The sequence below is a fragment of the Paenibacillus sp. VTT E-133291 genome, assembly GCF_002264395.1.
Taxonomy (GTDB): Bacteria; Bacillota; Bacilli; order Paenibacillales; family Paenibacillaceae; genus Paenibacillus_AQ; species Paenibacillus_AQ nitricinens.
Window position 1 is genome coordinate 28087 of record NZ_NFVA01000033.1, and the last position, 14298, is coordinate 42384.

The 14298-nt window shown below is 44.9% G+C and carries 4 protein-coding genes; all 4 read left to right on the forward strand.

Annotated features, from left to right (window positions below):
• Window positions 1-46: 46 nt before the first annotated feature.
• The 4 genes from CA598_RS14895 (at window position 47) to CA598_RS14910 (ending at window position 14268) form a co-directional block, all read left to right on the forward strand.
• Window positions 47-5452, forward strand: a complete 5406-nt coding sequence (locus CA598_RS14895; protein ID WP_094877006.1) for a glycoside hydrolase family 2 TIM barrel-domain containing protein — start codon at window positions 47-49, stop codon at window positions 5450-5452.
• A 106-nt stretch (window positions 5453-5558) separates the two neighbouring features.
• The gene (locus CA598_RS14900; RefSeq protein ID WP_094877007.1) at window positions 5559-10439 is read left to right on the forward strand and encodes a discoidin domain-containing protein; all 4881 of its coding nucleotides are present in this window, start codon (window positions 5559-5561) and stop codon (window positions 10437-10439) included.
• A 48-nt stretch (window positions 10440-10487) separates the two neighbouring features.
• Window positions 10488-11213 (forward strand): cohesin domain-containing protein, encoded by a 726-nt coding sequence (locus CA598_RS14905; protein ID WP_143812415.1) that lies wholly within the window; start codon window positions 10488-10490, stop codon window positions 11211-11213.
• 49 nt (window positions 11214-11262) lie between these two features.
• The gene (locus tag CA598_RS14910) at window positions 11263-14268 is read left to right on the forward strand and encodes a sialidase domain-containing protein (RefSeq protein ID WP_094877009.1); all 3006 of its coding nucleotides are present in this window, start codon (window positions 11263-11265) and stop codon (window positions 14266-14268) included.
• The last annotated feature ends 30 nt before the right edge of the window (window positions 14269-14298 follow it).

The window sequence follows — 14298 nt, forward strand, 5'->3', positions numbered from 1 at the left end:
GTTGTATTATCTCTCTTATTAAATGAAGTGGACGGTGAAAAATCATATGAAGCTAAAGCGGGCTATGCTGTGCTTATTATTCATATTCATGATTTCCACGAGCTTTACCGGACTTCAAGCGAATGCGGCTGACTCGGCAGATGATCCGGAATGGAATAACAATCCGGATGTCTTCCAGATCAACCGTGAATCCGCTCATGCTTCATTTATTCCATATGGTGACGCCGGCTCCGCACTGAAAGGCGCGGATATGATATCGGCTATGCTGGAGAACCCTTCGCCGTATTACCAATCCTTGAATGGACAATGGAAATTTAACATGGCGAAGAATCCAGCTTCCAGGCCGGTAGATTTTTACAAAGAAACTTATGACACAAGCGCATGGGAGGAAATAAAAGTTCCTGGGGATTGGCAGCTCCAGGGATACGATTTTCCGATTTATACGAACGTTACCTATCCTTTCTGGGGCAATGGCAATAGCACAAATGTTCAACCGCCATATGCTCCAACGGAATACAACCCGGTAGGTTCATATCAGCTGACATTTAAAGTGCCTGATCATTGGGACGACAGACAGGTATTCCTCTCCTTTCAGGGAGTGGAAAGTGCATTTTATGTCTGGGTAAATGGCCAAAAGGTCGGTTACAGCGAGGATAGCTTTACAGCCAAGGACTTTAACATTACCCCTTATTTGAAGGCAGGAGAGAATAAACTGTCGGTTGAGGTGTATCGTTGGTCAGACGGAAGTTGGCTTGAAGATCAGGATTTCCTTCGTCTTAGCGGTATCATTCGGGATGTGTTCATGTATAGCACTCCATCCGTTCAGATCAGAGATTTTACGGTAGTGACTGATTTGGATGCACAGTATAAAGACGCTTCTCTGAATGTAAAGGTAGATGTTCGTAATTTAATTAATGCAGTACCGGGTAGTCATACCGTTGAAGCAATGCTATTCGATTCGAACGAACAACCTGTGTTTCAAGAGCCAATCACAATGGATGCCAAATTGAATGGAAAGTCTGAGATGGAGGTTAGTGGATCGAAACAAGTGAAGAATCCGCTGAAATGGTCCGCCGAAGCTCCGAATCTATATACTCTTGTCTTCAGTCTAAAAGATTCAAGTGGACGTGTGATCGAAGCTGCTGGAACAAAAGTTGGGTTTAGAGAGTTTGAAATTGAGGTTGAGGAAGGCGGTAGCGGTAAGCAGCAGATGAAGCTGAATGGTAAGCCGATCTTGCTCAAAGGTGTGAATCGTCATGAAACAAGTCCAGACACGGGGCGGACGCTCGATCTGGATCTCATGATTAAAGACATCGAATTAATGAAACAGTTCAATGTGAATGCTGTGCGGACGTCCCATTACCCGAACCATCCGTTTTGGTATGATCTTGCTAACCGTTATGGCATTTATATTTTAAACGAAGTGAACCTTGAAACACATGGGGTCTGGAATTCAGTTCCGACGAATAGACCGGAATGGTTAGAGAATGTCAAGGATCGTTCTGCGAGTCTGGTAGAGCGCGATAAGAATCATCCATCCGTTCTGATCTGGTCACTTGGTAATGAATCTGGTTCGGGATCTAACTTTATCGCACAATCTGAATACATTCGCAGTCTGGATCCCACTCGGCCCATTCATTATGAGGGTTATAACGATCCGAGAGTTACCGATATGGTCAGCCAGATGTACTCTCCGGTTACGACGGTAGAGACGTATGCGAAAGGCAGTGATCCACGACCATACATTTTGTGTGAATATGCTCACGCAATGGGGAACAGCGTTGGAAATCTGCAAGAATACTGGGATCTTATACGCAAATATCCGAACTTGCAAGGTGGATATATTTGGGACTGGGTAGATCAAGCGGTTCGGGTAAGTACACCATCTGAGCGAACCTATCTAACTGATGCTACTCATTCTTACGAAGCGGATTATACCGGCGTGGTCGCCTCTAATGAGAGTGATGTAGTTGGTGTATTAAAACCTGGCAAAAGTGCTGCGCCTTCTGTGACACTACCTAATGACTCCAAGTTTAATCTTACAGGGCCGTTAACGTTGGAAGCATGGGTGAAGCCGCTTGCCAACATTGCGAACAGTCCGGTTGTGGCAAAAGGGGATACACAGTTTGCATTAAAAATGAACGGGAATAACAAGCTCGAATTTTTTGTTTACCGAAACGGTGTATGGACAGCTGCTACTGCGGATTTGCCCACGAATTGGCTGAACAATTGGCATCATGTGGCTGGCACGTATAACGGAACAGATCTGAAGCTTTTTGTAGACGGAAAAATTGTTGCTACAAGGGCATTTACAGGCAATATCGCAGCAAGCACCTATCCGCTTGCAATTGGTAAAGATACGGAAATGGGCAGGTCTTCTAACATGATGTTTGACAAGGTTCGTATCTACAACAGGGGACTAACCCTTGAAGAGCTGAATAATAATGGACGGACTGCGGATAGCAGCACGGTTCTCTGGATGGATTTTAATCCGGAGGATGCTAAATCAGAGACACTTGAATCGACGGAGTATCTTGCCTACGGGGGAGACTTTGGAGATTCCCCTAATGACGGTAATTTCATGGCGAATGGTCTGATTACAGCTGACCGGGTTGTTCAGCCTGAGCTATGGGAAGTAAAGCAGGTGTATCAAGATATTTTGGTAAAGGCCATTGATTTGAGTGCTGGAACGATCGAGCTTAAAAATGAGTTCTTGTTCACAAATCTTAATGCGTACGAAGGAACCTGGGAAGTTAGAGCGGATAATCAGGTGATTGAACAGGGAGTTATCGATGCGTTATCCCTGAATGTACCGGGACTTTCCTCGAAACAGGTGACCCTTCCGTATAAGCTGCCTTCCTCTAAGCTTGGTGTGGAGTACTGGATGAATATTAGCTTTAAATTGAAGAAGGACACACTTTGGGCGAAAAAAGGGCATGAAATTGCTAAACAGCAGTTTAAACTTCCAGTGGATTCAGACCATTCATCGGCACTTGATCTTTCAACAATGTCAGATTTGAAAGTGGATGAGACTACGGAACGTGTAAGCGTATCTGCGGAAGATATGGAGATTGTATTTAATAAAACAACAGGCACGCTTGATTCATTCCGCTACGACGGGACTGAACTGATTAATAATGGACCTGTGCCGAATTTTTGGAGAGCCCCTATCGACAATGATAAAGGGAATGGCCATCCGGGCAGAACGGCAACCTGGAAAAATGCAGGAAAGAATAGATCTGTCACCCGTGTTGAGGTATTCAAAATCGGAGAAAAGGCTGTGCGAATCGATGTTGAAGAAACACTCCCTACATCAACCGTATCTACGTATAAGACCTCTTATACAATTTTTGGAAATGGAGATATCAAGGTAGCCAGCGAACTGAAGCCTGGTGGTGCAAGCCTGCCTGAAATTCCTGAAGTCGGTAATCTCATGACGATTCCGGGACAATTTGAGCAGATGACATGGTACGGACGCGGTCCACAAGAGAATTATCAGGACCGTAATTCAGGTTCGGATGTTGGTCAATATAGCGGTAAAGTTAAAGATCAGTTTTTTCCTTATATTGAGCCTTCAGAAACAGGTAATAAAACGGATGTACGCTGGGTTGCATTGACCAATAACGATGGAGCAGGACTTATGGCCATTGGAAGTCCTACCATCGAAGCCAATGCTTTGCATCATACACCAGAGGACCTTGACGGTCCAAAGCATCCACATGAAGTGCCATATCGAGAAGATATTACACTTCGACTGAATTATAAGCAGATGGGACTCGGAGGAGACAACAGCTGGGGAGCTAAACCTCATGCTCCGTATATGCTTCTAGCTAATAAGACCTATAACTACAGCTATACGCTTAGACCTATTCCGTCTAACACAACCGATCTCATGAGCTTGAGTAAGGGGGTCTCCACAGTCCATCTTGTTGGGGCGATTAAAATAGACGGGAAAGCTTTAGCGGGATTTGATCCAGAGAAGACCAGTTATACCTACAATGTGCTTCGTGGCACAACGAAGGTGCCTGTAGTTACGGCTGATGCTGCAGGTGAAAGCGTTGTGATTGGTATCAAACCGGCTAAAGATCTAACCGGAACAACTGTAGTTACTGCAACCTCTGCCGACGGAAAGACTACTGAAACCTATGAAATTGAGTTTAATGTGGTGGATTACTACCTCAGCGATATGGATTGGAAAAGTGCAACGTCAGGATGGATGACTGTACAGAAGGATAAGAGCGTGGAAGGCCAGCCGATCCGCCTCATGGGATCCTCTGGAGTCGACACTTACGAAAAAGGTATGGGTACGCATGCGAACTCAGAAATCATTTACGATCTGAGCGGAAAACATTTCACAGCCTTCGAAACTATTGTCGGGGTTGACCAAGAAATCGGCAGCACGGCTGCTGGTAAGAACACGATCGTATTCCAGGTGTTTCTTGACGGGAAAAAAGCCTATGACAGTGGATTAATGAGAGCGGCTACACCAGCCAAAGAAGTTCGCTTAGACGTTAGTAAGGTCAAGGAATTAAAGCTTGTTGTCCTAGATAACGGTGACGGTAACGAGGAGGACCATGGTGACTGGGCGGACGCCAAGTTGATCAAAGAAGATGAAGCAGAACCAGAATCGGATTCTCATCTTACAGGCCCTGATGAAGTTACAGCTGGTAAGACCTTTGACTTGGTCTACAGCCTCGGCAATACACCACAGGAAGCATACGCCCAGGATTTGACTTTCACGTATGATCCAGCCCAGCTCGAGTATATATCTGCCGAAAAAGCGGGTGAGAATACGATGATCGTTAATGAATTAACAACTTTGGGTCAAGTTCGTATCATTCTTGCGAACCCGAAGGGTAACGACGCTAAGGGAGACATGTTAAGACTTCGATTTAGTGCGAGTGCAGCAGAGAAAGAAGGAGCTGCGACGATTACACTTGCTAAATTGCAGATTGCAAATAGTCTCGGTGAAGAGAAAGAGCTGTCTGGCGGTTCACATCAAGTACTGATCAAGAAAGGCTCAACAGTTAATAAAGAAGCTCTTATTAGTCTTATTTCCAATGCGAAAAGTAAACTCGATGCGGCAGAAGAAGGTACCGAGGAAGGGCAATATCCAGTTGGTTCTAAGGCAGTGCTTCAAGATGTGATTCGTAAAGCTCAAGGCATAGCTGATAATACCGGTGCTGAACAATCCGAAGTAGATCAGTCGATCCTTGATCTGACTACTGCACTGAACACATTCTTGGAATCTGTCATTAAACCTTCTGGAGAGATCGGTGATCTTAACGGAGATGGTAAATTCTCTATCGGTGACTTGTCCATTGCAGCGGCTGCTTACGGAAAAACATCAGCTGATCCGGATTGGAACAAGTTCAAGAAATCTGATGTGAACAAGGACGGTAAGGTAGACATTAGTGATCTAGCATTTATCGCACAGAAAATATTGCAGTAATAAACGAAGACCAATAGCAACATGAATCTAAGCGGCAAGACAAGGAATTTAAACTACAGTTGATGCTGTATCCTGTCTTGCCGCTTCATTTGAAGGAGGGAAGGGTTTGAGAACAATTTATAATCACTTTGGTATGTGGAGGCTTGCAATCATGATCCTTGTGATTACAGGGCTCATGATTCGCCCGGAAAGCGCCCATGGGGCTTCCGTTGGCAACATTTCTGACTTCGTAAAGAAAGATAATAAGACTTTTGAAATCACGTCAGGCTCTGACAAGATTAGAGTAATTTTTGAGCGGGAGGATATGTTCCGGATTTGGCTTGGTGTGAATGGGCAATTCAAAGAATTGGCAGGAAAAAGTGCGGAAAAGCCGATTGAGCCAATTGTCATCAAGGATAATTTCGGACCTGTTAATGTAAAGTGGTCTGATGAAGGCATGTATTACAAGATGGAAACAGGGAAATTCGTGCTGAGAGCCTACAAGAATCCGTTAAAGTTCGCCATGTACAAAAGTGACAACCAAACGGTGGTGTGGGAAGAATCTGCTGGATTGAACTATAACGGACAGTCAGCCTCACAACAGCTTATCCGGGGTGAGGATGAATATTTCTACGGCGGCGGTATGCAGAATGGATTCTTCAACCATCGTGATCGCAAAATTACGATCGCTAACAACTATGGGGATTGGGGAAGCGGTACAGTTTCGAATCCTGCACCATTCTATTTGAGTACTGCAGGATACGGAGTGCTTCGTAACACTTTTCAAAGCGGTACTTATGATTTTGATTCGACCGTCAAGCTGACGCATAACGAAAATCGGTTTGATGCTTATTATTTCTACGGTGAGACAATGAAAGATATTTTAAACGCTTATACAGATCTTACAGGTAAACCGTCCTTGATTCCTCGTTGGGGTATGGGACTTGGTGATGCGGATTGTTACAACAGAGATCCAGAAAAGACCTCCGATGTCGTTAACCTTATTGCCAAAAAATATCGGGAAAACGATATGCCAGGAGCCTGGATTTTACCGAATGACGGATATGGTTGCGGTTATACGAATCTAGGCAACACCGTTGACGAACTACATAAGGAAGGTTTCTATACCGGATTATGGACTCAAAATGGTGTTGATAAAATCGCACAGGAAGTTGGTGTAGAGGGTACGAGGCTGGCTAAACTCGACGTTGCCTGGGTGGGACCTGGATACGATTTCGCCCTGGGTGCCAGCAAACAGGCGTTTACAGGAATTGAAGATAACTCTGATGACAGAGGTTATGTCTGGTCCGTTGGTGGCTGGGCAGGTACCCAGCGATATTCTACCGTATGGTCCGGAGATCAGTCGGGCAGCTGGGAATACATTCGATTCCATATCCCGTCGATGATCGGGGCAGGGCTATCTGGGATGCCATACTCAACCGGTGATATTGATGGGATATTCGGAGGTAGTGCTAAAACCTACGTACGAGACTTGCAGTGGAAGATTTTTACTCCAATCCTGATGAACATGTCTGGTTGGGCAGCCAAAGATAAGCAGCCTTGGGTATGGGGGGAACCTTATACGAGCTATAACAGAGAGGCATTGAAGCTCAGACAGCAATTGACACCATACTTTTATACCTATCTCAATGAGTCTTACGAATCCGGAGCCCCGATCATGCGGGGAATGATCTATTCTTATCCGAATGATCTGAACTCGAAGGGAACGTTAACACAATATCAATTCATGTCCGGGGAATCGTTCCTGGTTGCACCAGTTTATACCGACACGACAATGCGAAACGGAATATATCTTCCGAAAGGAAAATGGATCGATTACTGGACAGGAGAAGAACATTACGGTTCAAAAATGTTAGACGAATACAATGCTCCACTGGATCGTTTGCCGCTTCTAGTAAAGGGTGGAGCAATCATCCCGATGTATCCTGAATCGTTATACGATGGTCAGGTTCCTCCTGATCCAATTACTTATGAAATATATCCTTATAAATCCTCAAGCTTTACGATGTATGAAGATGATGGTACATCGAAGGAGCATCGTACAGGCAAATTTGCAAAAACATTAATAACCTCCACCGCTCCTGAGCAAGGGAGTGGAGACTTGATTATCAAGGTTGGAGCAAGCGTAGGTGACTATAAAGGCAAATTGGAGTCACGTAAGAATCAGTTTACAATCCATATGCCAGATCACCCGGAGGCTGTTTCTGTAGATGGAACATCCTATCCTGAATTGCAGTCCAAAGCAGCATGGGATGGAGCAACAAGTGGCTGGTACTATGCTAAGCAAGACAAAGGCGGCATCCTGTACATTAAAACACCATCCATATCCACTGATAAGGAATTTGTTGTGAAAGTCGCAGGATTTACAGCAGATACGACTCCACTAGTAGATGCTGTCAAAATTGAGCTGCCTCAGGTGGACACAGACCCAAGTCGTATTCCACAGGAAGATATGATTGCAACTGCAACGAATGCGGCTTCTTATACGCCAGCAGCTAATGTGCTGGATGGCAGCTATGAATCGATATGGCTTTCTTCAGCAAATGCTGGAAGTAAGCAGAGCATCACTTTAGACCTGGGGATTAAACAGTATGTGAATAAAATAAAATACTTGCCAAGACAGTATGGTGGCAAAGACGGCATAATTACAGGTTACAAGCTGTATACGAGTAAGGATGGAACTAACTATACGCTCGTAAGCAGTGGACAATGGAATGAAGACAAACTAGAGAAGACGGTGAATTTTGATACAGTAGAAGCTATTTTTGTGAAGCTTGAAGCGACAGAAGCTGTTGGGGGTGTCGTATCTGCTGCAGAGATCAATCTGTACCGTGATCTATCACAGCCTTCACCGACAGCGATACCTAAAAATGAGATGACAGCCTCAGCGAAAAGCTTCCAGCCTGGTGCGGAAGCAGCTAAAGCGATTGATGGGGACCGGAATTCCGCATGGCATACGAAATGGGATGGATCCGATAAGCTCCCGCAATCCATCATTCTCGATTTAGGTAAGGTTCGCAATGTTAGCCAATTCCGGTATGCACCACGTCTGGATGCTGGGAACGGAACCATTACCTCATACAACCTTTACGTCAGCACGGATGGAGAATTATATACGAAGGTATCCAGTGGTACATGGCTCAGAAACAACTTGAAAAAATACATCCTTTTCGATAGTGTTTCCGCCCGCTATGTGAAGCTTGAAGCAGCTGTTGCACTTGGAGGATTCGCTTCGGCTTCGGAGGTCGATGTCTACGAGGCGCCGAAGGCAGCACCTGAAGTCCGTTTGATTTCAGAAGGCAAACCTGCTACAGCAGACAGTACGGATCAAGCGCATCCGGCTGGCCTTGCTAATGATGGGGATATGGACACATTCTGGTCAGCGGCGGATACGAACAATGGTACTAGCTGGACGGTTGATCTTGGTATGATGCATTCCATTAAATCCTCCGAGGTTTCTTTTGAGCATAGTAACAAGGCTTATCAGTACAAAATTGAAGTTCGGGAAACCGCGAACTCCAATTGGATTACGGTAACGAATCGAACGAATAATCAGGAAACTGGCACCATTCAGGATACATTTGGAAGCCAGGGTAGATTCGCTAGAATTACGATCACCGGACGGCCTGATGCTCAATCAAAGGCTGCTGTTCGTGAATTTAAACTGTTCGGCATCCCACTGGAAGACGGACAGAAGGTTACTGGCATAAAGCTTGACCGTGAGGCCCTCTCACTTAAGGCGTTGGATGCCCCGGTTCAATTGAAAGCGGTCATTGAGCCTGAGAATGCTGGTAATAAGACAGTTAAGTGGGTAAGCAGCGATCCTGGTGTTGCCAGCGTGGACAGTAAGGGATTGGTCACACCAAAAGGGCAGGGCACGACATCGATTACCGCGACGACGGAAGAAGGCGGATTTACAGCAACAAGTGTGGTGACGGTCACTGGACAGAGCAACCTAACCGAAATTCCGCAAAGTCAAATGAGTGCAGAAGCTACGAGCTATGAAGCAGGCGAAAACGATCCGAATTTGGCATTGGATGGCGATCCGGATACACATTGGCATACGAAGTGGTTTAACGTTGATCCACTTCCGCAGTCGATAATGGTGAATCTGGGCGGAAAGTATACCATCAGCAAGCTAGGATACTTACCTCGGCCGGATGAAGGTAATGGCACAATTACTGCTTACAACGTGTACACAAGCACCGATGGTGTGAATTACACGCTCATGACAAGCGGGAACTGGCTGCGAAACAAACAGCTTAAGGAAGTGAATTTCGCTCCGGTGAAAGCGACTCACATTAAGCTGGAAGCTGTAAAAGGCGCGGGTGAATTCGCATCCGCAGCTGAGATTACGGTGTATCAAGTGAAGCAGGAATCGGCTCAAGTCCAAGCCGTATTGAGTGCTGATGCATCCGTTACTGCCGGCAAGCCTTTTGTTGTCCGGTATGATGTGAACAATATCTCCGGGAAGGTATTTGCACAGGACCTCACCATTCAGTACGATGCTGACCGTATGGATTATGTATCTGCTAAATCACTGATCCAAGGTGTTGCGATTGTTGAAGAGACAACTAAAACACCTGGAAAGCTTCGTTTGATTATGGCGAGTGAAGGTGCGGAACACGGATTAAGCGGAAATCAACAAATTGCCGAGCTGACATTCCAGGCAAAAGAAGTATCGGAGACGGTTACCGTTAATATCAGTGTGTCAGAAGTACTGCTAGGTGATGAAGACGGAACAGAAACCACAACTGCACCAGCCACAATCTCTGTAAAAGTGAAACCAGAGCAAACAGGAGTATCAGGCGATCTTAACGGCGACGGAAAAGTCAGTATTGGTGACTTGGGTATCGTTGCTGCACACTACGGCAAAGATTCATCAAGTCCTGATTGGCAGCAAGCGAAGCGTGCGGATATGAATGGTGACGGTAAGATCGATATTACAGATCTTGCTCAATTAGCGAAACAAATCGTAAATCTCTAACAGAGGCTGACATCCTGAACAAAATTATAAAAATGAGGTGAGAAGAATTTGAACAGTAATCGATGGTACAAAAAGGCGGTAATAATGACCATGATCGCCGTGATTTTAAGCTGTGTATCTTTTACGAACCCTGTAGTGAATGCAGATGCATCCAATGCTACGCCTTCAGCTACTTTAGCAGGGAGTAAGAAGGTTGTTGCGCCGGGAGAGTCTTTTACCGTGAAGTATGGCATCACCAGTGTCTCCAGTGATGTGTATGCACAGGATATTACCTTTGAATTTGATCCGGCTGTCATGGAATACCTTCCAGATTCAATCCGCTCTCTGCAGGAAGGCGTAATTATTATCAATGAACCAACTACAAGTACTCCCGGTAAGCTACGGGTTCTCTTGGCAAGTTTGGGTAGTCAGTATCCGATTACTAGCGATGCTGAAATTGTTGAACTTGGTTTCAAAGCAGCAGATGTAATACAAGACACAGCGGGAGTTATCCGGCTTACTCAAGCGATAATAAGTGACAGTCAAGGGGAAGAATCCGTGCTCCAACCGGCAACCTTAACCATTCAGATCAGAGTAAATACGGAATTATCTATAGACGTGAATGGTGATGGCAAAGTGAGTATTGGTGACTTAGCGATTATCGCAGCGAAGTATGGCATAGATTCGAGCAGTTCGGAGTGGGATGCTGTGAAACGACTTGACCTCGATAGAAGCGGTACGATTGATGTTGCTGATTTGGCAATAGTAGCGAAGAAAATAGTTGAACAAGAGTAGTCAAGGCGAGTAGATACATGGTTATCCAAACCTAAGGAGGACTAATATTTTGAAGAAATTCGCAATCATTATTCTTTCGATCCTGATGGTGGCCATTATGTTTCCATTCACTGCGCTAGCCAATCCAGCAGAACAAGACAAACAGACCGATCCAAGACTTGTGCTTAGAGTAGAGAATAAACAAATTCACAATGCTAATTTTACGAATCTGGATGATAAGGTAGATGCGCTTAAAGCCTTAGATGAAGGGACTATCATTGTCCGGTTCCGCTACACGGGTTCTACAATTATGTCGTTATTCTCCTTAAGTAATAATACGTTGCCGAATGGTCACTTCCATCTATATATCACACCTTCTGCCATCGGAAGTGAGAACCGGTATGAAGAGCCTGGGAAGACAGCGTCTAATACACATGTTAAAGCTGATGTTACGGTGAAAGAGAATGAAGTGCATACCGTAGCCATGGTTGTAGATAAAGTAGAAGGTTATAAATATTTCCTTGATGGGAAACTCCTCAAGCAAGACACAACTACAGCAAAAAAGTTTCTCAATAATATTTATGCACCAAACCGTGCCGAGTTAGGTAGAACAGAGAGAAAATCCGGTTCTAATAACTATCCGTTTAATGGAGAGATTGACTTTGCTGAAGTGTATAGCGAACCGCTGGCGGATCAAGATTTGATTGCTGTAACGGGTGTAACAAGTAAGACTCCGGTTCAAAATCCGTTGCCTGAGCAGGCTTTAATCACTGATCCGTATAACGTTTATTATCCAGGACTGTACGGATCGGATGCATACCGCATTCCGTCACTTCTGTACACGGAGGATGGAACGCTGATCGCAGGAATTGATAAGCGGATCAATCATGGAGGAGATTCACCAGCTAATATTGACATGATGGTAAGACGAAGTCTGGATAACGGAAAGACTTGGGAAAGTAACGGAATTCTAATTAATAACTATCCCGGCAACGCCTCAAACATAGACCAGTCCTTACTGCAGGATAAGGAAACGAAGAGGATTTTCTCTTTAGTTCTTGGATTTCCCGAGGGTGGAGGATTTCCTACCTCGCAAAGAGGTACCGGATACAAGACGATCAATGGAGAAAAATATTTACTTTTGAAAGATTCGAGCAATCAGGAATTTACCGTTCGGGAAAATGGAGAAGTCTATAACAGCTCAAATGTAAAAACTGCCTACAGCGTGGACGCCTTGAGAAATTTATATAACAACAATACAAATATCGGGAATATCTTTCTTAGCAATTCGCCACTTAAACCGCTTGTTACTTCTTATCTTGAGCTATGGCACAGTGATGATGAAGGAGCGACTTGGGAGGGGCCTGTAACTTTAAACCCTTCGGTGAAAGAAGAATGGATGGTATTTCTGGGGGCAGGTCCGGGCACCGGCATTCAATTGGCGAAAGGTCCTCATGCTGGAAGACTGGTGTTCCCCGTGTACTTTACGAATGAAAATAACAGGCAAGCAAGTGCAACCATCTACAGCGATGATCATGGTGAAACATGGCATCGTGGAGAGTCTCCTAATCATGGGCGGGTCGTAGACGGGGTTACCCTTGATGAGAGAACCTTTAATGGCTCTAATAATGAACTTACAGAAGCGCAAGTAGTGGAGTTGCCAGATGGACAGCTAAAGATGTTCATGCGGAATTATTCAGGGTTTGCCCAAATCGCGACCAGCTTTGATGGTGGAGAGACTTGGGCTGCTGAAGTTGTGACAGAACGTGATCTGATTGCTGCTTACTGCCAAATGACGGCGATTCGATACGACGGCCAGATAGATGGGCAGGAAGCTGTTATTTTCGCAAGCCCTGCTAACTCGACCAGTAGAATTAACGGGACGGTGAAGGTAGGTTTAATTAAGGAAGACGGAACCTACGCAAACGGCAGAACGAAGTATAAGTTTGATTGGAAGTATTCCCAGCTGGTCAAAGAAGGCTATTATGCCTATTCAAGTTTGTCTAATCTGGGCAATGGTGAAATCGGTCTTTTCTATGAAGGAACGGGTAGTGAAGCCATGAGTTTTATTAAATTCAATACGGAATATCTCAAATGGCAGCGTCAAGGAGAAATTCAAGATCCTAAGTTGACCTCTATCAAACTTGAATCTGTACAACCGGCAGGGTATGCAGCTAAGGATAAAGTCCAGATTAAAGCTGTCTTTAATCACTATGTCATGCTTAATGGTGATCAGACTTTGAAAGGTAAGATTGGGGATAGAGATGTTGTATTTAAATTGAAGAGTTCAAGTACAGCGGGCACAGAATATGTCTTTGAAGCAGAGTTCCCGGAGCTTACTTCAGGCGAATATCCGTTGGTAGCGGGCTTCGGGACAAATCTGGACATTAGAAATGCTTATGGAATAGCACTAGACACGCAGTCCAGTGAGAATAAGCTGAATTCGGTTATAAAGTCCAAAGCTTCTGAAGACCAAGGTACCTTAGCAACTCTGACAGGTCCAAATCAAGTGAGCGCTGGTGAAGAGTTTAAAGTTCAACTGAGCTTGAAACAGATCAAGGATCCTGTATATGCACAAGACATTACAGTTCAATTTAATACAGACATTGTGGATTTTATATCTGGAATTTCATTAGTGGATGGTGTGCAGGTAGTGGAAACCGTAACTACAGCTCCTGGACAGAGCCGTTTTCTCCTCGCCAGCGAGGGTGCAGACCACGGGGTATTAGGTAACATTCAGCTAATGGAGCTTAACTTCAAAGCAAAGCCATTACTTGAGGCTAAGTCTGGTGAAATTCGGATATCTGATGTTACGATGGGTGATGTGAATGGTATTGAGACAAAGGTTACGGGCTCCGCTTTGACAGTTGTAGTTGCCCCTGAGGATACTGGTCTTACGGGAGATCTTAACGGCGATGGCAAAGTGAGTATCGGCGATTTAGGAATCATGGCCGCGCATTACGGTAAGGATTCCTCCAGTCCAGATTGGAGTAAGATTAAGCACGCAGATCTGAACAAGGACGGCAAAATAGATATTTCTGATCTTGCTGCAATTGCGAAAAAGATTGTGGAGTAGTTGGCTGCCTCATTTTTACAATCAGTGGGT